Raw genomic sequence first — 19,903 nt, 5'->3', positions numbered from 1 at the left:
GTGGTGGGGTGTGACCGCCGCCCTGCTGGCGAACGTCCTCTACAGCACCGGGTTCGTCCTGGAGAAACGTGCCCTCACCGCCATGCCGTCCGTCAGCGTGCGCAGCCCGGCACGGCTGCTCCGGCAGGTCATTTCGAGCCCCCTGTGGATCGGCGGATCACTGGCGCTCGCCGCCGGGTTCGGCGCGCAGCTCGCCGTCTACCGGACGCTGCCCATCGCCGCCGCGCAGGGCATTTTCGTATCCGGGCTCGTGCTCCTGCTGCTGCTCTCCTCCGTGCTGCTCGGGGAGCGGACGTCGGGGCGCGAGCGGTACGCCGTCGGAGCCATTCTCCTCGCGCTGCTCATGGTCGTCCTCTCGCTCAGCGAGGAGTCGGACACCGTGAGCCGCAGCGCGCCCGTGCCGCTCGTCCTCACGGTCTGCCTGCCCTCGCTCGCCGCGGGCGTCCTGCTCTACGGATCCGCCGAGCGCCGCTCGAAGCACCGGCACCGCCTTCCGACGACGGGCGTCGAGTACGGGGTCGCCGTCGGGCTCCTCTACGGAGTCAGCTCACTCGCCATCAAGGGCGTGTCCAGCTATCTGACCACGCAGGGACTGGGCTCGGCACTGCTCCACCTGCTCGCATCGCCGTACCCGTATCTCCTGATGTTCACCGGCGCGTTCGGCCTGATCATGTCCCAGGCGGCCCTGCAGCGCTGCCGGGCCTCGCTCATCGTCCCCGTGTGCACGACGGTTACCGCGCTCTTCACCGCGGTACTCGGGACGCTGGCGTTCGGCGAGCCACTGCCCGACGAACCGCTGCGGCTCGCCCTGCGGATCGCCGGCACGGCACTCGCGGTCTCCGTGCTTCTCGCCATGCCCAAGCACGACGCGCCGCCGCCTCAACCAACGCCCCCCACCAAGGAGTTGACGAGCTGATGAACCCCGAAGATCCCTTGCTGAAGATACTCGCCTGCCCGCTGGACAAGGGGCCGCTGCATCTCCTGGAACCCACGGACCCGCTCGTACCGCGGGAGGTCCTCTACAACCCGCGCCTGCGCCGCCGCTACCCCATCATCGACGGCATACCGCAGCTCCTGCCCTCCTCCGGCGAGCAGCTTTCGGAGGACGAGCACGAGCAGCTCCTGAAGCGGATATCCACATGAGGGGCCCCCATGAGACCGAGGCGGGCCCCCACCGGACCGTGGCCGCCCGCCTCGCCCCGCACCTCCCCACCCGCCTTGTCGGCGCCCTGGCCCGGCTCGTCTACCCCCGCTTCGAACCGGAGCTCGCCCGCCTCGCCGACCTCTGCCCGCCCGGCTGCGGCACCGCGGTGGACGTCGGCGGCTGGTACGGCCCCTGGTCGCGCCGCCTCGCCTCGCGTGCGCGCCGCGTGGTGACCGTGGAGCCCGTCCCGCATCTGGCGCGGCTCCTGGAGAGCTCCACGCCCGGCAACGTCCGGGTGATCCAGGCCGCGGCCACGGACCGCCCCGGCACGGCGCGGCTCTGGCTGCCGCGGGGCGATCGCGGGGACCGCGGGGTCTCCTCGCTCATCCGCAGGGACATCCACGCCGAGGCGGTCGACGTGCCCTGCCTCACCCTGGACGGGCTCGGCCTGCGCGACGTCGACTTCATCAAGATCGACGTGGACGGCAACGAACTGCCGGTCCTGCACGGCGCCCACGATCTGCTCACCCGCGACCGGCCCGCGCTCTTCATCGAGCTGGAGTCCCGTATCCAGCCGATCGAGCCGATCATCGAGCTGCTCACCCGCCACCACGGCTACCAGGGCTGGGTCCTGCCCCACCGCACCTGGCTGCCGCTCGCGGACTTCGACCTGGAGGCGCACCAGAACGACACGTCGTACGTCGTGTCGCAGGGGCTGCTGCGCAGAGTGCTGACACCGCGCAGGCCCCGGTACGTCAATTCGGTCCTCTTCCTTCCCGGCGGGCGCCGCCCGGGAGCGGCAGCGGTGCGCGACCATGGAGCACATGTCCGCTAGCTCCGCCCCCGGCCCCAAGCCTTCCGGCCCGTTCACGCCGCTGGACTTCCAGCTGGTCCTGCTGCGCCGCATGGCCGACCACAATCCGGACCTGGTGGAGGCGGCCCGCCACCAGCTCGGCGTCTCCATCGCTGACATGCGCGAGGCCAACCGCCGCTGGCAGGCGATGACCCGTTCCGCCCGCTCGCGCGGCACGGTCTCCCGTTACCGCTCGGTGCTCGGCGCGCCCGAAGCCACCGTGGCCCGGCAGATCGGCGACCTGGAGTGCGAGGCCCTGCTGTGGCCGGTGCCGCTCTGGCCGACCCTGCGCTTCGAGGTCCTGCGCGCGCCGAACGGCGCGGTGTGGAACGAGTGGCTGATCCGCACACCCGGCACCCCGGGCCCCGCGCTCCATACGCTGGACGACCTCACACCCTGGTCGTGCACGGTCGACGAGGTCGCCCGCGCGTTCGCCCCGGCCCGCCCCATGGAGGGCACGGCGCCCACGCGCTGGCGGCTCGCCTTCACGGCACCGGACGGGGCGGGTCAGCCTCGGCGCTGCGTCGCGGAGTTCACCTGGGGGCTGCTCCAGCGGCTGTCGTTCCCGGACTTCCCCGACTCGCCCAACTCGCCCAACTCTCCGGGCTCTCCGGGCTCGCCCGGCTGACGCCGGCACAGGGCCGCCGCCCCGACCACGAGGGCCAGCGCCACGAGCAACGCGCTGACCCACAGGGGCGAGCGGTGGCCGAGACCCGCCGAGAGGGCGATACCGCCGCCCACGGGACCGATCGCGGCGCCCACGTTCAGCGCGGCCGTGGCGAAGCCGCCCGCGAGCGTGGGGGCGCCGGTCGCCGCGTACAGCGCCTGGGTGATCAGCGCGGAGCCGACGCCGAAGGACAGCGCGCCCTGGACGAGGACGAGGACGACCGCGGCCACCGGATTCCCCGCGGTCAGCGCGAAGAGCACCCACCCGGCGAGCAGCGCCACCGCCCCAGCGAGGAGGAACGGCACGGGCCGCGCGTCCGCGTACCGCCCGGCGACCGTGACCCCGATGAACGACCCCGCGCCGAAGAGCGCGAGCAGCGCGGGCACCCAGCTCTCCGAGAAGCCGGTGACGTCGGTGATCACCGGGGAGAGGTAGGTGAACGTACAGAAGGTCGCGCCGTTCACCAGCGCTCCGAGGAGCAGGGTCACGACGAGCCGCGGCGCGCGCAGCGACCGCAGCTCACGGCGCGCGCCCATCCCCTTCCCGGCGGGGGCACCGCCGGGCACGGACCGCAGGATCGCGAGGACGGCGGGCACCGACACCAGCGCCACCGCCCAGAACGCGGACCGCCACCCCCAGAACTGCCCGAGCAGCGCGCCGCCGGGAACGCCCGCGACACAGGCGAGGGTGACACCGCCGAGCAGCACCGACGTGGCGCGCCCCTTGGCGTTCGGCTCGACCATGCCGATGGCGGTCACCAGGGCCACCGCGAGGAACCCGGCGTTGGCGAGCGCACCGACGACGCGGGTCGCGAGCAGCACGGCGAAGCTGCTGGTCAGCGCGCCGACGACATGGACGAGCAGGAAGGTGACAAGGAAGGCGAGCAGCGCGGTCCTGCGCGGCCAACGACGGCTGAGGACGGCCATCACCGGGGCTCCGATGATCATCCCCACGGCGAAGGCCGAGGTCAGCGTGCCCGCTGTCGAAAGGGATACGTCGAGGTCGGCGGCAATGTCAGGGCCGAGACCGGAGAGCATGAACTCGGAGGTGCCTTGCGCGAAAACGGCAAGTCCGAGCATGTAGAGGGCAAATGGCATGAAGGAACTCCGCAAGGGAAAAGTCAGTCCGCACGACAGCGCCCTAAGGGGCGCGGGGCTGCGACACATGCGGCTCCGCCGCGCGGGCGCGACCAGCCACGACGCACCCGCGGTCGCACGCCGCAGTTCCGCATACCTACCTGCTTGGCCACCGGACATGCCGGGCCGGTGACTAAGGTCTGTCGGACTCGGGACTGGACATGGCGGCAGAGTATTCAGGCCCCTGGCCCCACGTCCACCCATTACCCGGCGGCGACGAGGATCTCCTCGGTCACCGCGGGCAGCGAGTCGGGATGCAGGTCGAGGAAGAGATTCGGTTCGACGAGTTCGAGCTCCATGACGCAGGGCGCGCCGTCCTCCGCTCCGTCGACGAGGTCGACCCGCGCGTACAACAGCTCGGGCGACCCCGGTACGGCTGCCAACGCCCGTTCGGAGAGGTCGAGTTCGGCGGGGGTCGGCTGCCAGGGACGGAGGTCGGGATGCGGCATCTTCTCGTCGTCGTACGCCGTCCCCGGCGCAAGCACCGCGCCCTTCTGTATGGCGTGCAGGAACCGCCCGCCGACGTAGACGAGCGCGCGTTCCCCGGTCTCCTCTATGCGCGGCACATAGGGCTGCACCATCGCGGTCAGCCCCTCGCCGTGCATCCGCTCGATGTGCCGTACGGCGTCGTCGTACGCGCCCTTCTCGTACCGCGCCGCGAAGCGCGCGCCCGCGCCGGACGCGGGCTTGACGACGAACTCGCCGTCGTCCGGGATCTCAAGGGCGTCACCGGGCGCCAGATAGCGGGTCGGCACGACGGGCACTCCCGCCGCGGCCAGTTCCTCCAGATACCGCTTGTCGGTGTTCCACCGCACCACGGACGCAGGATTGGCCAGGACGGTGAGCCGCGCGACGCGCCCCGCCCAGGCCACGAACTCGGCGACGCGCTCGCTGTAGTCCCAGGCGGACCGGATGACGACGAGGTCGAACCGCTCCCAGTCGACCCTCGGGTCATCCCAGGACACGGTGGCGACTTCGGCACCCGCCACGCCGAGCGAGCGCGCCAGCTCGGGGAGGTCGCGATCGAGGCCGGTCGCCAGCTGAGGCCTGCTGGTGACCAGGGCGATCGTGGGGCGGTCTGGTGACACGGAGGCCTCCTGGGTTCGGTGATCCGCCCCGCAGGCTAACAACCTGTTCGACGTGTCCCCGACAAGGCCCTCGCCCCGGATCCCCGCGCCCGCGGGTCGCCCCGGGACGGCGGAGGACTCAGAGGATGAAGACGCTCCGAGCCGTCTCCGTGTAGTACGTCTCGCCCGGGTGGACGAGCCACTCGACCGGGCCACCGCAGTCGGGCCCCGAGTGGACCTCGGCGATGGCGTCGGTGTCGTTGGTCACCGAGGACGGGTACCAGTCGAGGGCGTAGCAACCGCTCGGGTCGACATGCTCGTTGCCGTTGACGGTCAGGACACCTTCCGCCGCGTACGCCGATCCCGGCACCGCGACCGTCAGGGTCGCGGCGGCCGCGACCACCCCCAGGGTCACGGCAATGCGTCGTCGCATCATGATGAGATCCCCTCCACCCTGCGGACCGCTCCCGACGCACCCCGCGCTGAAGTCACCCACCGTAGGCGATCAGGCACGCCACGTATCCGGCGCGCGGAGGCGCTTGCCGCCAGCACGTGCGCCGTTCACCTCCCCCGCCCACCCGCGCGTCTCGAAAATACGAACACGGGAGCAGTTGTTCCCTGGAACAGGTGATCGTTACGCCAGGGATTGCATGTGACGCATGTGATTGACGATGATTACGGAACGCAAGCAACGGGCTGCAGACCGTAGTTGCCGCGTTCCCGGTCCATGTCCCATACGAGGGCCGGGAGTTGGAAGAGATCCTGAGAAGTCCCACAAGGAGAAGCACCACCATGAACATCATCACTGACGTCGTCGCCGGTATCGCCCACTTCCTCGGCTGGCTGATCTGACGTCACCCGGCAGTTCTGACAGCGACGCCGCCTCCCCGTCCCACGGGAGGCGGCGTCGCCGCGTCTGTGCGGGCCACGGGGGCCGGAGGCGTCAGCGTGTCGGATCCGGATAGAAGTCCCGCGCCGCGCCCTTGGCGTCCTTCGCCTTGCCGAGCAGACTCGCCGGATACTCCACGAGCCAGTAGCTCGCCGTCCCGACCGCGAGGGCGACCGCGAAGACGACCAGCGCGGCGAACGGGAACCCCGCCTGCCCCGCGGGCACGAGCCCGGACTTGATGAGTTGCAGCATCACCGGCTCGTGCCAGATGTAGACGCTGTAACTGATAAGCCCCACCGCCGTCACCCACCGCGCCCTCAACAGGCCGTGCCAGCGCACCTGTTCACGCGGCCGGACGTGCAGCGTCGCGTAGAGCAGCGCGCACCAGAGCAGGGCCGCGAGCGGGTGGTAGAAGGTGTGGGCGAAGTTCTCCGCCTCGGAGAGGTACGACAGGGCGTAGAGCCCCGCGAGCGCCGCCACCGAGAGCGGAACCGTCCCCCGCGCACTCATCCTGCCCCGCTCGCCGAGCGCCACGAGCAGCACCGCGAGCGCCATCCCCACGGCGAATCCCCCGAAGCGCGCCTGCGGTCCGAAGTACACCGGCCAGTCGGTGTGCGGCACCCCGACGACGTAGTGCGCGACGGATATCCAGACCAGCGGCAGCGCGAAGAGCACCGCACACCCCGACAGGCACACGGCGACCCGCGCCCGCCTCGTTTCGAGCCCCCGGCAGACCCGCACCGCGAGCGGTCCCAGCGCGACGAGGACCAGGTAGAACGCGATCTCCAGGGACAGCGACCAGGTGGGCCCCAAGGTGTAGAAGATCCGCTCCTGGTCGAAGACGTGCGTGAACGTCAGATGCCCGACCAGGTCGCGCCAGTCTCCCGGCAGCGTCGGATTGCGGCCGGCCCAGACGACGAGCACCGCCAGGAAGTACAGCGGCAGAATGCGGATCGCCCGCCGGAAGAGAAAGGTCCTCCCCGTACGGATCGAGCCTCCGTCGATGGCGGCGCGCGCGTACGACAGCGTGAGCAGGTACGCGGACATCACGAAGAAGAGGTCGATCACCTCCAGCGAGATCAGCGCGCCGAGCCAGCGGCTCTCGACCGGCGGGTGCGCACCGGTCGCGTCGTACGTGTAGTACTCCTGCCACACGTGGAAGAGGATCGTGCTCAGGGCGGCGAGGCCACGGTAGCCCTGGAGTTCGAGGGCGCGCCCCCGGGAGGCGGGAGGAGCGGGGGCCGACACCTCGGTGGGCCGCGGGGCGATCAGCGTGCTCATGTACGCACCGCCGCTTCCGCGACCGCCGCCGTGTCGGGAACGGCCGCACGCGGCGTGACCCGCCACTGCCGGTCGCCGAGCGCCTCCTTCAGATGTGCCTGGCGCGCCACCATGTTCTTGAAGTGGGTGTAGAAGAACGTCGACACGAACAGGTAGTGCCAGAACCACGCCTTGCGGCGCCGCAGTTCGGGCACCGCGAGCCGCCACGCGAAGGCCGCCTGCACCACCCCGGCCGACATGGTGAACGCCGCCGCCATCAGGCAGACGGGCACCGCCCAGTCGAGGCGGTCGGCGCCGCCCGCGCGCCAGGCCGCGTGCAGCAGGATCGGCAGGATCTGGAGCGTCAGCCACGGCTGGACCTCGCGCCAGCCGAGCAGCACGAACAGGCCCGCCTTCTGCCGCCGCGCGTACGCCGGTGAACGCAGCGCGCCCCACAGGTGCCGCAGCGAGACCTGGAGCCAGCCCTGCGCCCAGCGCGAGCGCTGGTTCCACAGGGGGCGAAGGAGTGTGGGCGCGAGCTCGCGCGAGATGAGCGTCCGGTCCATGGCGATGCGCGCGCCCTCGTTCAGGGCGCGCAGCGTGGAGTCGATGTCCTCGGTCAGCATCGAGCCGTGCATCCGGGTCCTGGCGAGCAGATCCGTACGCCAGAAGCCGTTCGACCCGCCGAAGACCCCGAAGCCGTACATCCTGGTCCGTCCGGGATGGCTGACCGCGTAGATCGTCTCGAACTCGACGCCGACCGTCCTCGCGACCCAGGAGCTGTCGCCGTTACGGACCACGCAGTGGCCCTGGACGACGTCGTATCCGTTGGACAGCCAGTCCCACGCGTGCCGGAAGGCGTTCGGGGCGGGGTGGTGGTCGGCGTCGAAGATTCCGACGAACTCGCCGTGCACCCGCGTCACCGCCGCGTTGATGTTCTGCGCCTTGGACGTGCTCCCGGCCACCGCGAGGAGCACCAGGCGCGGATCGCGGGCCGCCATCTCGCGCAGGGTGTCCTCGACGGGCAGCGGGTGCGGGGTGTTGTACGCGAGGACGATCTCCAGGTCGCCGGGGTAGTCGAGCCGCAGGAACGACTCGACGGTGTCGACGATGGTCGCGGCCTCGTTCGGCAGGTAGGCGGCGATGACGGCGCTCGCTGACGGATAGGGCTGGCCGGGGCGCTCGGGCCGGGAGGTCGCGTCAAGGGAGAAAAGGCACTCCAGCATGATGAGCAGGGCGGAGAGCACGAGCCCGGCCACCACCACCCAGTACGCGAACCCGGCCGCGTCCCAGCCCAGTTCGTACGCCTGCTGGTAGAGCAGGAACGGCACGCCCACGCCGAGTACCAGCGGAAGCACCGGGGACAGCAGCCTGGTGGCCCAGGTGAGCAGCAGCCGGAGTCCGGCGCGGGCCCGGCGGTGCGGGTGCGGGGCGCTCAATCGCATCCAGGGTTCGTAGCGGACCGGGCGCAGGTCCCGGTGGCGTACGGCCTCGGACACGGCGTCCCGCGCGTGCTCGGCCGCCCCGGTGTGGGAGGCGTGATCGGCGAGCGGGGTCCAGCCGACGGCCGGGGTGAGCCGGACGTTCTCGTCGGCGACGACGAAGCGGGTCCCGGCCACGGACACGGCGAACTCCCGCAGGCTCCGTGTCGCCGTCTCCTCGTCGACACCGGGCATCAGCACGAGAAGCTGCCCGTCCTCGTCCCAGCCGAGCCGGTCGCAGACACCGCCGAGGCGTTCCGCCACACCGGCGAGCCGCTCGGCGACCTCCCGCCGTACGCGGGGCCCGAGGCGCGTCTCCAGGGCCGCCATCTCGGCGACCCCGACCACGGCGAGAACGCCGCCGCGCCGGGCGGCGGACGGCCGGCTGAGCTCGCGGTCGAGCTCGTCCATGAAGTGCGGGCCCGAGTAGAGGCCGGTGCGCGGATCGCGCAGCAGGTTCTCGACCGGGACCGGGACGCGGTGCAGCTTGGCCGCTATCCGCGCCGAGAGCTCGCGCGGGTCGCAGGCCTCCGGCAGGCAGTCGTCGGCGCCGTGCCGCAGCAGGTCGACGACGGTGGCGGGGGCGTGGGTCCGGGCCGTCGTGACCATGAGCAGCGGGAGCGCCTGCCCGGCGGGATCGGCTCGGACCTCGCGTATGACGTCCAGGCCCTGGCGCCGTCCGTCGGGGCCGTCGTCGAGGGCCACGATCGCGTCCGGTGGCGCCTGCCTGACCTGGCGGTGCACATCGCCGGGGACGGCGTGGGTGACTTCGTACCCGGTGAGTCTGAGGGTCCGGGTGAGCAGTTCACGGCTCGGGCCCGGTGCGCCGACGGCCAGGACGCGGCCTCCGGCGGCGGGAGCAGGCGCGGGCAAGGGGGAATGACTTTTCGGGCGCGCGCGAACACGCCCGGCGGGCGGTGAAAGAGACATCTGTGTGGTCCCATCCTGTTCGGATTGTGGGGGGAGGACCCTTGGTTGTCGTCAAGCCGCCAACTGGCCCTGAAAGACGGGCCGATCGGCCCCACCAGCCTCAACGATCACTGTGACACCACACCTGCGCTGACGTAACGCTCGCATTACGTCCCTGTGCAGGGAGTAGGCAGGCCTCGTCCCTGCGCGGGGAGCAGGCGGGCCTCGTCCCAGTGCGGGGAGCAGGCGGGCCTCGTCCCTGTGCGGGGAGCACGCGGGCCGGGCTGGATGTCCAGCCCGGCCCGCGTCTCAGGTGCCCCTCTGTCGCGCCCTTACTTCACCCCCACCGCCCGCACGATCTCCTGCGTCACGGAGCCGCCCCGGTCGTCCTTGGCCGAAGCCCGCAGCGAGACGAATTCCGCGGAGCCCGGCACCTTCAGCTTCCCGTCCCACGCCGCCTTGCTGCCGTCCCGGTCCAGGCCGACGCCCTTCCAGTTCTTCCCGTCGTCATAGGAGACCTCCAGCTTTCCGCCCCCGATGGCGCCGGTGTCCACAGCCCCCTTCACATACTCGGAGGAGATCTCGACCTCCACGGAACGCCCGCCCCGGACGTTCCCCGCGAGATCCGTGTCCACGTCGAAGCCGAGGTTCAGCAGGGGCAGGAAACTCTTCCGGTCGCCCGCGTCACCCGCCGCCTCCTTCGACTTGAAGGTCCACTCCGAGTGGCCCTTCGTGGCGAGCCGCCACTTCTCGGGGTCCAGCGTCGTGTCCGTCACGACCCTGTACGTCGTCAGCGCCGGATTCGCGTCCCACACGTACACACCCGAACTCCGGCGGCGGTCGACCAGTTCCCCGTCCGCGTAGACCTCACTGGTCTGCGTCATCGAGTCGTCGTTCCACACATCGCCGAATCCCGTGTGATCGGGACCGGAATCGCCCCACCCGGGCACATTGAATTCCAGCGTGTTCCCGTACCGCTGCTGCCCCCAGCCAAGGCCGGTGCCCAGCCACGGGTGCCACACGGGCTTGAACCAGTTCAGCTCACCGTGCTCGCCGCCCCGGTAGCCGACCAGGCCGCTCCGCTCCTCCACTGCGCCGGGCCCGACCGACACCGACTCGTGCCACAGCTGCCCCGCCCCCGTGGACGCGTAGTCCGTCCGCTCGACCGGATAGTCGATCTTCTCCTGGAAGCCGATCCCGACGGCGAAGGTGTCCGTGAGCGAGTAACGGAACTCTCCGCCCGCCACCGGCTTCACCGCGTGGAACTTCGTGTCCAGGACGGCCAGTTCACGCTTGGACGGCTCGTACGTCAGATCCCGGGGCACCGCCCCCTTGTGGCCCTCCGACACGTCGTACACATAGGGCGTGCGGGACGTCGCCGTCGTCTCCACGGTCCGGCCCGCCTTCGCCGCCGCGAGCAGCCGTGCTCCGTCCGCCGCGCCGACCGTGCCGATCTGCAACGGCCGGTCCGCGTTGTCGTCCGTGCCGAACCACGCGTTGAGCCGCCCGGGGACGCCGTCCGTCACGAACAGCGCCTTCGCGCCCGCGTCCTGGGCGGCTTGAGCGATCTGAGCAGGGGTCACATCCGAACCGGCGGGTCGCCGCACGATGACGGCCTTGCCCTTCACGTTCCTGCCCGCGTAATCGGCGGCCGTACCGCCGCCCACGTCCACGATCCGCAGCTTGCTCCGGCCGTCGGTCACCGTGCCGCCGGGCTGTGCGACCACCTGGCCGAGGCCCTTCACGTCCAGGGTCGGCTTGCCCAGGCGCCAGACGGTGCGGTACTCGAAGCTGCCGTCGGCGACCTCGGCGGTGGGCGCCGCGAAGATGCTGTCGTACTTGACCGGCACCTGGACCGCACCCTGCAGCGCGGCGCCGTTCGCCCGGCGGTCGTACTCCATCAGGAGCTGCCGGGTCTCGGTCCGCTTGCCGACGTCCACGCCGATCTCGCGCAACTTACGTCCGTCGAGAGTGACTTCACGGTCCTTGTCGAGAACGATCTCGGGCGCGGCGAGGAAGCCGAGGCCGAGGGAGTCCTTGCCCTCGCTGCCGCGTACGTCGAGGAACGAGGAGAGGGCGTACGTTCCCGGCTTCAGACGCAGTTCGAGGGTGCCGGAGTCGCCGACCTCCGCCTGGACGGGGTCGACCTGCTCGACGAGCCGCTGGAGCACCAGACCCGCGCCGGTCGCGGCGCCGTCACGGTCCTTGACGTGGACGGTGAGCGTGTACCGCTCCTCCTCCTTGACCAGGCCGAACGCGGTGTTCGCGACCGGCTTCCCGGCAGCGCTCGCGACGATGCGGCCACTGGTGTCGCCGACGGGTGCCTTCGCGCCGTCGCCGGTCACCGTGGTCGACGCCGTGCCGTGCGCGGGGACGGTGAGCGACTTGTCGGCGAGGGTCGCGACGCCCTCCGCCGCACCCTCGGCGGCGAGACTCAACTCGACCGCCTCGTCAGAGGAGTTGGTGTACGTCACCGTCTTCGTGACGGGCTTGTTGTCCCCGTACGGCCAGGAGTAGAAGCCGAGATCGGCGCTCCCGCTCGCGGTGATCCGCGCGTCGACGGCGTCGGGCACGCTGACGCGGCCCGACCCCAACTCATATACGGAAGCGTCCAGTTGCGTGGACGTCGACATCAGCGCGTCCTTGAGGCGCGCACCGCTCCAGTCCGGGTGCTTCTCGGCGAGCAGGGCGGCCACGCCCGCGACGTGCGGAGTCGCCATCGACGTACCGCTCATCTCGGTGTAGTAGCCCTCACCGCTGATGAGTTGCGAGCGGGCGGCGAGGATGTCGACGCCCGGCGCCGACAGATCGGGCTTGAGGGCGTTGTCGCCGTGGCGGGGGCCCTGGCTCGTGAAGTACGCGGCCTTGTCCGCTGAGTCGACCGCGCCGATGGTCAGCGCGGAGTCGGCGGCGCCGGGCGAACCGATCGAGGAGGGAGCGCCGGTGTTGCCCGCGGCGATGACGAAGAGGGCTCCGGTGTCCTTGGAGAGGGTGTTGACGGCGGCGGCCATCGGGTCGGTGCCGTCGCTCGCCTCCTGCGAACCCAGGCTCATCGAGACGACCTTGGCGCCGACGTCCTTGGCCGCCCACTCCATTCCGGCGATGATCTGCGACTCGCTGCCCGAGCCCTCGTCACTGAGCACCTTGCCGACGGAGAGGTCGGCGCCGGGCGCCACGCCCTTCTCCTTGTTGCCGTCGGACCCGGCCCCGCTGCCGCCGACGGTCGAGGTCACATGGGTGCCGTGGCCGTTGCGGTCGGCGACCTCCTCGCCCGGGATGAAGCTCTTGGTGGCGTCCACGCGGTCCTTGAGACCGGGGTGGCCGATGTCGACGCCGGTGTCGAGTACGGCGACCTTCACACCCTTGCCGGTGAGCCCGGCCTCCCAGGCCTTGGGGGTGCCGATCTGCTCGTTGCTCTGCGCCATGTCGGCCTCGACCCGGCCGTCGAGCCAGATCTTGTCGATGCCGTCGGCGAACGCGCCACCGGAACCGGCCTGCTCGCGGTCCGTCTTGGCGTCCTGGGTCGTCTTGGTGCCCTTGGCCGTCTTGGCGTCCTGGGTCGTCTTGGTGCCCTTGGCCGTCCTGGTGCCCTTGGCCGTCTTGGTCGTCTTGGTGCCCTTGCTCGCGACATCCCGCCAGAACGTGCCGGTCCTGTCCGCCCTCACCGCCACGCCGCCCACGCTCGGCAGCGCGCGCACCTTGTCGGCGCCCCGCGGTGTCGCCGGGCCCGCGTCCCGGCGCGCGCTCTTCTCATGCGCGTCGTACGTGACGATGAGCGGCAGCGCGCCGCCCTTCTCGTCCCCGAGCCCCTGCCGTATCAGCTCCGTCACGTCGAAGAGCCGCTCGTCGAGGGTGCCCGCGCGCAGATAGGGCCGTGCCTCGTCCGGTACGACGGTGATGCGGTCGCCCGCTATCTGGCTCCGGACGGCGCCTGTGGCCCCGGCGGGCCGGTCGACGGTGACGGTCTTCTTGCCGCCGCCGAGCTCCGTGACGGTGACCTTGTCGCCGGTCACGAGGGTGACCGTGTGGGCGGCGCGGGCGGCGGAGGTGGCGGGGGCGGCCCGTCCCCGCGGCGCGTCCGCGGGAGCGGCGGTGGCGCTCTGCCCTGCCGGGAGCAGCGCGAACGCCAGGCCGACGGCCGGCAGCAGCCTCGCTCTTCGCCGGGCGGGTGATCGGGTCATGGGTGCCCTCTCTTCGTCGGACCCGGGCGGGGGTGGTTCCCGGGTGCTGCGAAGAGTGTCAGGGGGCTTGTGTTGCGGGGGTGTTGACCGGCGCTGGCGGGAAGCCGCCAGGGCACCTTCCCGCCAGCCCGTCCGTGCCCGTCCGTCGACCTCCCCCGTCCGTGCGCGTCCGTCGACCTCCCCCGTCCGCCTGCGTCCGTCGACCTCTCCCGTCCGCGTGCGTCGCTCGTGACGTCGCCCGCCCTGGACGCCGGTCCTGAGCAGTGCGTGATGGTCCGCTCCCCACCGGCGGAGTTGCTGGCCGCGCGGCAGATCGGCTTCCGTTCATCGGCTACCGGCGCGACGAGAAGTCCTGCCGCAGGCTCCAGGCGGACGGCTGCGAGCAGACCCTCGCCTCACTCGCCCCGCTGATCGACGCGGTCCGAGGGGGATGGAAGCATCTCGATCCGCGCGACGGCACCCGCCGAGAGCACGCCCGCTGCGAGGCGGATGAAAGCACCCCGACCCGAGCAACAGCACCCGCCGAGAGCACGCCACGGAACCAACCGCCGACAGCACGCGGGCACCGCCCCCTCACGCCTCCGGCGCCCGCGCGTCGTACCGGGCGAACCCCCGCCACTTGAGCCCCAGCAACCCCACGGCGACCACGCACGCGATCCCCCCGCCCACCAGCGCGACGCCGGGCGCCGCCACATCCCCCACCGACCCCGCGACGAAGTCACCGAGGCGGGGCCCGCCCGCGACCACCACGATGAAGACCCCCTGCAACCGCCCCCGCATCTCGTCCGGCACGGCCGCCTGGAGCATCGTGTTCCTGAGCACCATCGAGATGGTGTCCGTACAGCCCGCCACCGCGAGGAAGAAAAGACCGAGCCACAGATCGCGCGTGAGGCCGAAGACGGCGATCGCCGTGCCCCACCCGGCCACCGCGAGCAGAATCGCGAGACCGTGCCGCCGGACCCTCCCGAGCCACCCGGAGAACACCCCGCCGAGCAGCGCTCCCACCGCGGGCGCCGCGATCAGCAGGCCCACCGTCTTCGCGTCGCCGCCGAACCACACCACCGCCACCGCGGGGAACAGCGCCCGTGGATGCGCGAGCACCATCGCGCACATGTCGGTGAAGAAGGTCATCCGCAGGTTCGGCCGCGTGGCGAGGAACCGCAGCCCTTGGAGCACCGACGCCCGCTTCCTGGGCACCCCCTCCTCAGTTCCCTGTGGCCGCATCGCGGGCAGCCGCCACATCGCGTACAGCGCCGCGCTGAACGCCACCGCGTCGATCGCGTACGCCGCCTGATAGCCCCACAGGCCGACGATGAGCCCGCCCAGCATGGGGCCGAGCATCGTGCCCGACGTCACCGTCATCGACGAGAGCGCGTTCGCCGCGGGCAGCTGCTCGGGCGGCAGGAGACGCGGAATCATCGACGAGCGCGCCGGAGAGTTCAGCGCCGCGCAGACCGCCTGCAGCGCGACCACGGAGTACAGGAACCACACGTGGTGGAAGCCCGCGAAGGCGCCCGCCGCCAGGGCGATCGAGAGGCCGCACGAGCCGAGCGACGAGTAGAGGCCCAGCTTCCGCCGGTCCACCGTGTCCGCGATCGCGCCCCCGTACAGGCCGAACACCACAAGGGGGACGAGCGAGAAGAGGCCCACGAGGCCGACCGAGAAGCTGGAGTGCGTGATGTCGTAGACCTGGAGGGAGACCGCGAGGGCGGTCATCGCCTGGCCGATCCAGGAGATCGTGTTGCCGACCCAGAGACGGCGGTAGTCGACGGACGTACGCAAAGGCGTCAGATCGGCGAGTATCCGCCTTTTCGTGACGGGCCCGTGGGGCTCCACTGGTAGCGGGGACAGCGGGGGGTTGTTGTCGGCTCTGGATATGGGAGAGCCGTCGGCTTCGTCTTCTTCCGGGGGCGTATGCGTCACACGGGATGCTAACTGCGCCGCCCGCGACGCGATCAAGACCACCCGTGCGGCGGCACCCCACCCGGCTCAGCCCAACGCGCGCGCCGCCCGCGGCCATCGCACGATGCGAGACAGGACCGCCATCCGACGGTCCGTACGGTCTGCGCTCTCGGGAGGATCTGCCATGACCGTCAGTCTGGAGCAGTTGCGCCGCTGCCACATCGCCGTCGACCTGGGTGCCGCGAGGACCCGGGTGTTCGTGAAGGGCGCGGGTCTCGTCGTGGACGAACCGAGCGCCGCCGCCGTGAACACACGGACGGGCGCGCTCATCGCGGTCGGCCGGTTCGCCGAGCAGATGACGGGGCGTACGCCGGGCTACATCCGGGTCGTACGGCCGGTCTCCGGCGGCACCGTCGTCGACATCGAGATGGCCCAGCGCATGCTGCGGCACCTCATCGGCGAGAAGCTCCGGCGCGCCCTGCGCCGCAAGCCCCGGCTGCGCGCCGCCGCCTGCACGCCGCACGACGCGGACCCGCTCGCGCGGCGCGCCGCCGTGGAGACGATGGTCGGGCTCGGGGCGCGCAGGGTCGAGCTCGTGGACACGCTCATCGCTGCCGCGGTCGGCTGCGGGCTGCCCGTCGAGCGGCCGGAAGCGACCATGATCCTGGTCTGCGGGGCCGCGACCACGCAGGTCGCGGTGTTGTCGATGGGGTCGATCGTCACCGCTCAGCGGATCCCGGTCGGCGGTGAGGTGATCGACGAGGCGATCGTCCAGCACCTGCGCCACCATCACGAGTTGATGCTGCCCAGTCAGTCGGTACGGCCCCTGCAGCTCGCCCTGCGCGGCAACGGCCTCACTTCGCAGGGGCCCGAGTCGACGGAGATCCACGGCCGCGACGTCGCCACGGGGCTCGCCCGCTCGGTGCACGTCGACACGGCGGCCGTACGCAACGCGATCCACGCCCCGCTCACCGCCGTGCTCGACGGCATCGGCAAGGTGCTGCGGGACTGCCCGCCGGACCTGGTGGCCGACCTGGCCGATCGCGGGATCATGATGGTCGGCGGCAGCGCGCTGCTCCCGGGCCTCGACCAGATGCTGCGGGACGCGACGGGGATGCCGGTGGCGATCGCCGAGCGGCCCGACGTGTGTGCCGTGATGGGGCTCGGCGCGATGCTGGAGGGCAAGATCCAGCCGCTGGTCCTCAGCCCGCTCTCCGGCTGATCCCGGCGCCCCCGCTGATCTCGGCACCCCCGCTGATCTCGGCACCCCCGCGGAAGAGTGCCCGTATGCCGATTTCGATGACCGTACAGCTGATCGGCTCCGCGCTGATCCTGCTCGCCTTCGTCCTGGCCCAGGCGGGCAGGCTCGGCACGGGCACCTGGTCCTACCTCTGGCTGAACTTCGTCGGGTCGGGGCTCACGGCGGGTGATGCTCTCTATGAACGGCAGTGGGGATTCCTGCTTCTGGAGGGGGCGTGGATGGTGGTCTCCTTGCTGAGCCTGGCCAAGAAGGCGCGGGGCGGCGGGGCCGGCGGGGACTCGGCGGGCGCCGCGCGATGAGCGGCGACGACCTGCCCCTGCCCCTGGTGCCCCTCCTGGACGCGGTGCTCGGCGTCGGCACGGACCTCGAACTGCACACCACCCTCCAGCACATCGTGGAGAGCGCGGCCGAGCTGACCGGTGCCAGGTACGGCGCGCTCGGCGTCATCGACCCCGGGCACGGCAAGCTGACCGAGCTGTTCACGGCGGGCCTCACCTCGGCCGAGCGGGACCGCGTCGGCCACCTCCCCGACGGTCACTCGGGCCTCATCGGCACCCTGCTCCGCGAGCCGCGGCCACTGCTCCTCGACGACCTGACGGCGGACCCGCGCTCGTGCGGCGTGCCGCCGGGGCACCCCGAGATGCACAGCTTCCTGGGCGTTCCCGTACACGTCCACGACGAGGCGTTCGGCAATCTCTACCTGACCGAGAAGCACGAGAGGCTCGGGGGCCGCTTCACGGACGAGGACCTGCAACTGCTCCGCGTCCTCGCCAGCCAGGCGGGCATCGCGATCGGCAACGCACGTCTGTACGAGGCGGCCAGGCAGCGCGAGCGGTGGATCGACGGGGCGGCGGCGGTCACCACGGCGCTGCTCACCGGCGAACCGGCGGCCGACGCCCTGATGACGGTCGCCGAGCGGGCCAGGATCCTCGCGAACGCCTCCGCGGGGGTGATCCTGCAGCCCACGGAGCAGGGCGGCATGCGGATCGTCGCGGCGGCGACGGCACAGGACGCCACCGAGCCCCCGGATGAGACCCGGGCCCACCCCCATGACCTCCAGGACGACCTCATCGGCACGACCATCGAGCCCGGCAGCGCGGTCCTCGAACAACTGCTCGGGGGTGAGCCGGTGTTCATCGAGGACTCCGCGACCGACCCCCGGATGACCACCCACGTGCGGACGAACTTCGGGCCCAGCATGATGCTGCCGCTCCAGGCGGGCGGGCGGCTCATCGGGACGCTCGCGCTGCCCCGCCGCAGGGGCGAGCGCGCCTACACCTCCGTGGAGCGGCTGCTCGCCACCCAGTTCGCCTCCCAGGCCGCCCTCGCCCTCGTCCTGGCGGACGCCCAGCAGAGCCGGCAGCGCCTCGCGGTGTTCGAGGACCGCGACCGTATCGCCCGCGACCTGCACGACCTCGTCGTCCAGCGGCTCTTCGCCACCGGCATGATGCTGGAGTCGACCCGGCGCAGGGACAGCTCTCCCCAGGTCGAGTCCACCCTCGACCAGGCCGTGGACGAACTGGAGTCCACCATCCAGGAGGTCCGCACGGCGATCTTCGCGCTCCAGCAGCCGCCCGCCGACGCCCCGACCACGTTCCGCGGCAAGGTGCTCCGCGAGACGGCGGGCGCGGCCGCCGTCGTCGGCGTACAGCCGTCCGTGCACTTCACCGGCGCCGTCGACACCCGCATCACGGACCCGGCGGCGGGCCACCTCCTCGCCGCCCTGCGCCGCGCCCTGGCCGCCGCGTCACGCCGCCCCGACGTCACCCGTATCGAAGTGGCGGTGGATGCCCGGGCGACGCTGGCGGACGGGCGGACGGGGGTGCGCCTGACGGTGCATGACGACGGCACGACGGACGACATGGGCCCGGGCACGACGATCACGTGGCAGGCGCCTCTGTGAGCGGCGGGCCGTGGGTGGCAGGCGCCTCCGTGAGCGGCAGGCCATGAGTGGCAGGCGCCTCCGTGAGCGGCGGGCCGTGAGCGGCGCCCGGCTCACGCCGCTTCGTAGTGGTGCGCGCTCCCGCCCCGCCACTTCACCCAGGCCAGATCGTCGAGCAGCGCCTCCGCGTCCGAGAGACCGGCCTGCCGCAGGAACTCGACGACGTCGGCGTCCGAGTGCGCGAGGCCGAGGATCTCCCCGCGTACCGTCACCCGTCGGCCGCCCGTGCCGAGCGGCGGATGCACGACCACCGGCGCCGCGTCCATGCCGTCGTCGAGCGCGCTCACGGGCGCTTCCGCGATTGCAGGTACCAGGCCGCGGCAAGGCCGATCACCACCAGGACGATCAATATCTTCATGAAGCCCTGCTGCCCCGGATCCCGGGGCTGAAGCTCACTCCACGATCGGGCGCGTCGATTCGGCGCCGGGCGGGGAGGAAGACGCAGGGTGGCCATGACATCGCGTCGGCACGTCGCGCGAACGCGCGAGGACACGCACGAAGGAGAGACGGCAGATGCTGTTCGGCAAAGAGCATGTGAAGCGTTACGTGGAGACCGACGGCGAGGAGGGCCACGACTGGCAGGGCACCACGGTGTTGATCCTCACCACGACCGGCCGCAAGAGCGGTGAGCAGCGCAGCACCCCGCTGATCTACCGGCCGCACGGTGACGCGGTGCTCGTGGTGGCCTCGAACGGCGGCGCCGACGCGCCGCCCCTCTGGTTCCGCAACCTGGAGGCGGACCCCGAGGTCCAGGTGCAGGTGAAGGGCGATCGCTACACCGCCCGTGCGCGCGTCGCGACCGCGGAGGAGAAGCCGGGCATGTGGCGGACGATGGCCGCGACATGGCCCGCGTACGACGAGTACCAGCAGAAGACCGACCGGGCGATCCCGATCGTGGTGCTTGAGCGCGTCTGAGGTCCGGGGCCGCGGCGTCCGTGCCGAAGGTGCCGGGGGCGGTGAGGTGGGCGAACGCGAGGAGCGGGAGGGGCCCGCCGGGAAGGACGGCGCCGACGGTCGCGCCGACGGCCTTGCCCCGACGGCTACGGCCTTCACCCTCCGGCCGACGGTCCCGATGCGCTGGCCCGCCACCTCGACGAGGCGCCCGCCGGAGAAACCCGACAGCGGCCCGCAGGCAGCCCTCGCCCCGCAACGCAGTCGGTACGCGTGAATGAGCCCCCTTCCGCCGTCGGGCGGGAGGGGGCTTTTCGTCT

16 protein-coding genes and 1 pseudogene are annotated in these 19,903 nt (G+C 71.7%); 9 read left to right on the top strand and 8 right to left on the bottom strand.

Annotation, left to right across the window (positions count from 1 at the left end; all coding sequences use genetic code 11):
• The first annotated feature begins 10 nt into the window (after positions 1 to 10).
• The 4 genes and pseudogenes from ACFVXC_RS35575 to ACFVXC_RS35560 form a co-directional block, all read left to right on the top strand.
• Positions 11 to 916, top strand: a complete 906-nt coding sequence (locus ACFVXC_RS35575; protein WP_389914297.1) for a hypothetical protein — start codon at positions 11 to 13, stop codon at positions 914 to 916.
• Complete coding sequence (locus ACFVXC_RS35570) at positions 916 to 1,143, top strand: Trm112 family protein (protein ID WP_389914116.1); 228 nt, start codon at positions 916 to 918, stop codon at positions 1,141 to 1,143. The genes ACFVXC_RS35575 and ACFVXC_RS35570 overlap by 1 nt, the downstream gene beginning before the upstream one ends.
• Positions 1,140 to 1,979 (top strand): FkbM family methyltransferase, encoded by an 840-nt coding sequence (locus tag ACFVXC_RS35565; RefSeq protein WP_389914113.1) that lies wholly within the window; start codon positions 1,140 to 1,142, stop codon positions 1,977 to 1,979. Before ACFVXC_RS35570 ends, ACFVXC_RS35565 begins: the two co-directional genes overlap by 4 nt.
• Positions 1,960 to 2,559: pseudogene (locus tag ACFVXC_RS35560) on the top strand (hypothetical protein); the annotation flags it as partial. The gene ACFVXC_RS35565 and the pseudogene ACFVXC_RS35560, both read left to right, overlap by 20 nt.
• Here the strand turns inward: ACFVXC_RS35560 and ACFVXC_RS35555 are convergent.
• From ACFVXC_RS35555 to ACFVXC_RS35525, 7 genes are all read right to left on the bottom strand, one after another.
• The gene (locus ACFVXC_RS35555) at positions 2,505 to 3,761 is read right to left on the bottom strand and encodes a Cmx/CmrA family chloramphenicol efflux MFS transporter (protein WP_389914110.1); all 1,257 of its coding nucleotides are present in this window, start codon (positions 3,759 to 3,761) and stop codon (positions 2,505 to 2,507) included. The pseudogene ACFVXC_RS35560 and the gene ACFVXC_RS35555 sit on opposite strands and share 55 nt — an antisense overlap.
• Before the next feature lie 242 nt (positions 3,762 to 4,003).
• Positions 4,004 to 4,888: a RimK family alpha-L-glutamate ligase gene (locus tag ACFVXC_RS35550; RefSeq protein ID WP_389914107.1), complete on the bottom strand. Its 885-nt coding sequence runs from the start codon at positions 4,886 to 4,888 to the stop codon at positions 4,004 to 4,006.
• A gap of 118 nt (positions 4,889 to 5,006) precedes the next feature.
• Positions 5,007 to 5,303 (bottom strand): hypothetical protein, encoded by a 297-nt coding sequence (locus ACFVXC_RS35545; protein ID WP_389914104.1) that lies wholly within the window; start codon positions 5,301 to 5,303, stop codon positions 5,007 to 5,009.
• 507 nt (positions 5,304 to 5,810) lie between these two features.
• On the bottom strand, positions 5,811 to 7,037 hold the full coding sequence (locus tag ACFVXC_RS35540; protein WP_389914101.1) for an acyltransferase family protein: 1,227 nt from the start codon (positions 7,035 to 7,037) through the stop codon (positions 5,811 to 5,813).
• The gene (locus ACFVXC_RS35535; RefSeq protein WP_389914098.1) at positions 7,034 to 9,370 is read right to left on the bottom strand and encodes a glycosyltransferase; all 2,337 of its coding nucleotides are present in this window, start codon (positions 9,368 to 9,370) and stop codon (positions 7,034 to 7,036) included. The genes ACFVXC_RS35540 and ACFVXC_RS35535 overlap by 4 nt, the downstream gene beginning before the upstream one ends.
• Before the next feature lie 368 nt (positions 9,371 to 9,738).
• Positions 9,739 to 13,587: a S8 family serine peptidase gene (locus tag ACFVXC_RS35530; RefSeq protein ID WP_389914095.1), complete on the bottom strand. Its 3,849-nt coding sequence runs from the start codon at positions 13,585 to 13,587 to the stop codon at positions 9,739 to 9,741.
• Between the two features lie 573 nt (positions 13,588 to 14,160).
• Complete coding sequence (locus ACFVXC_RS35525; RefSeq protein ID WP_389914093.1) at positions 14,161 to 15,423, bottom strand: MFS transporter; 1,263 nt, start codon at positions 15,421 to 15,423, stop codon at positions 14,161 to 14,163.
• 250 nt (positions 15,424 to 15,673) lie between these two features.
• On the opposite strand from ACFVXC_RS35525, the gene ACFVXC_RS35520 reads away from it, so the two are divergent.
• The 3 genes from ACFVXC_RS35520 to ACFVXC_RS35510 all read left to right on the top strand — a co-directional run bounded on the left by ACFVXC_RS35520 (position 15,674) and on the right by ACFVXC_RS35510 (position 18,653).
• Positions 15,674 to 16,711, top strand: a complete 1,038-nt coding sequence (locus ACFVXC_RS35520; protein WP_389914091.1) for a rod shape-determining protein — start codon at positions 15,674 to 15,676, stop codon at positions 16,709 to 16,711.
• Between the two features lie 77 nt (positions 16,712 to 16,788).
• Positions 16,789 to 17,049: a hypothetical protein gene (locus tag ACFVXC_RS35515; RefSeq protein WP_389914088.1), complete on the top strand. Its 261-nt coding sequence runs from the start codon at positions 16,789 to 16,791 to the stop codon at positions 17,047 to 17,049.
• Positions 17,046 to 18,653, top strand: coding sequence for a GAF domain-containing protein (locus tag ACFVXC_RS35510; protein WP_389914085.1), 1,608 nt, complete (start codon positions 17,046 to 17,048; stop codon positions 18,651 to 18,653). Before ACFVXC_RS35515 ends, ACFVXC_RS35510 begins: the two co-directional genes overlap by 4 nt.
• Positions 18,654 to 18,745: 92 nt before the next feature.
• Here ACFVXC_RS35510 and ACFVXC_RS35505 read toward each other — a convergent pair whose 3' ends face one another.
• The gene (locus ACFVXC_RS35505; RefSeq protein WP_389914295.1) at positions 18,746 to 18,958 is read right to left on the bottom strand and encodes a hypothetical protein; all 213 of its coding nucleotides are present in this window, start codon (positions 18,956 to 18,958) and stop codon (positions 18,746 to 18,748) included.
• Between the two features lie 247 nt (positions 18,959 to 19,205).
• Here ACFVXC_RS35505 and ACFVXC_RS35500 point away from each other — a divergent pair, with 247 nt between their 5' ends.
• Positions 19,206 to 19,607, top strand: coding sequence for a nitroreductase family deazaflavin-dependent oxidoreductase (locus ACFVXC_RS35500; protein WP_389914082.1), 402 nt, complete (start codon positions 19,206 to 19,208; stop codon positions 19,605 to 19,607).
• Positions 19,594 to 19,860, top strand: coding sequence for a hypothetical protein (locus tag ACFVXC_RS35495; protein WP_389914079.1), 267 nt, complete (start codon positions 19,594 to 19,596; stop codon positions 19,858 to 19,860). The genes ACFVXC_RS35500 and ACFVXC_RS35495 overlap by 14 nt, the downstream gene beginning before the upstream one ends.
• Positions 19,861 to 19,903 lie beyond the last annotated feature (43 nt).

Origin of the sequence: Streptomyces sp. NPDC058257 (genome assembly GCF_042881845.1) — a bacterium.
GTDB lineage: Bacteria > Actinomycetota > Actinomycetes > Streptomycetales > Streptomycetaceae > Streptomyces.
Note: the sequence above shows the minus strand (reverse complement) of the source record. Positions and strands in the feature narration are given on the sequence as shown.

What these genes read in the sequence shown, in the direction of transcription:
- ACFVXC_RS35570 (WP_389914116.1), top strand. Translation starts at nt 916, where the DNA reads ATGAACCCCGAAGATCCCTTGCTGAAGATACTCGCCTGCCCGCTGGAC.
- ACFVXC_RS35565 (WP_389914113.1), top strand. Translation starts at nt 1,140, where the DNA reads ATGAGGGGCCCCCATGAGACCGAGGCGGGCCCCCACCGGACCGTGGCC.
- ACFVXC_RS35555 (WP_389914110.1), bottom strand. Translation starts at nt 3,761, where the DNA reads ATGCCATTTGCCCTCTACATGCTCGGACTTGCCGTTTTCGCGCAAGGC.
- ACFVXC_RS35545 (WP_389914104.1), bottom strand. Translation starts at nt 5,303, where the DNA reads ATGATGCGACGACGCATTGCCGTGACCCTGGGGGTGGTCGCGGCCGCC.
- ACFVXC_RS35540 (WP_389914101.1), bottom strand. Translation starts at nt 7,037, where the DNA reads ATGAGCACGCTGATCGCCCCGCGGCCCACCGAGGTGTCGGCCCCCGCT.
- ACFVXC_RS35530 (WP_389914095.1), bottom strand. Translation starts at nt 13,587, where the DNA reads ATGACCCGATCACCCGCCCGGCGAAGAGCGAGGCTGCTGCCGGCCGTC.
- ACFVXC_RS35520 (WP_389914091.1), top strand. Translation starts at nt 15,674, where the DNA reads ATGACCGTCAGTCTGGAGCAGTTGCGCCGCTGCCACATCGCCGTCGAC.
- ACFVXC_RS35515 (WP_389914088.1), top strand. Translation starts at nt 16,789, where the DNA reads ATGACCGTACAGCTGATCGGCTCCGCGCTGATCCTGCTCGCCTTCGTC.
- ACFVXC_RS35510 (WP_389914085.1), top strand. Translation starts at nt 17,046, where the DNA reads ATGAGCGGCGACGACCTGCCCCTGCCCCTGGTGCCCCTCCTGGACGCG.
- ACFVXC_RS35505 (WP_389914295.1), bottom strand. Translation starts at nt 18,958, where the DNA reads ATGGACGCGGCGCCGGTGGTCGTGCATCCGCCGCTCGGCACGGGCGGC.
- ACFVXC_RS35500 (WP_389914082.1), top strand. Translation starts at nt 19,206, where the DNA reads ATGCTGTTCGGCAAAGAGCATGTGAAGCGTTACGTGGAGACCGACGGC.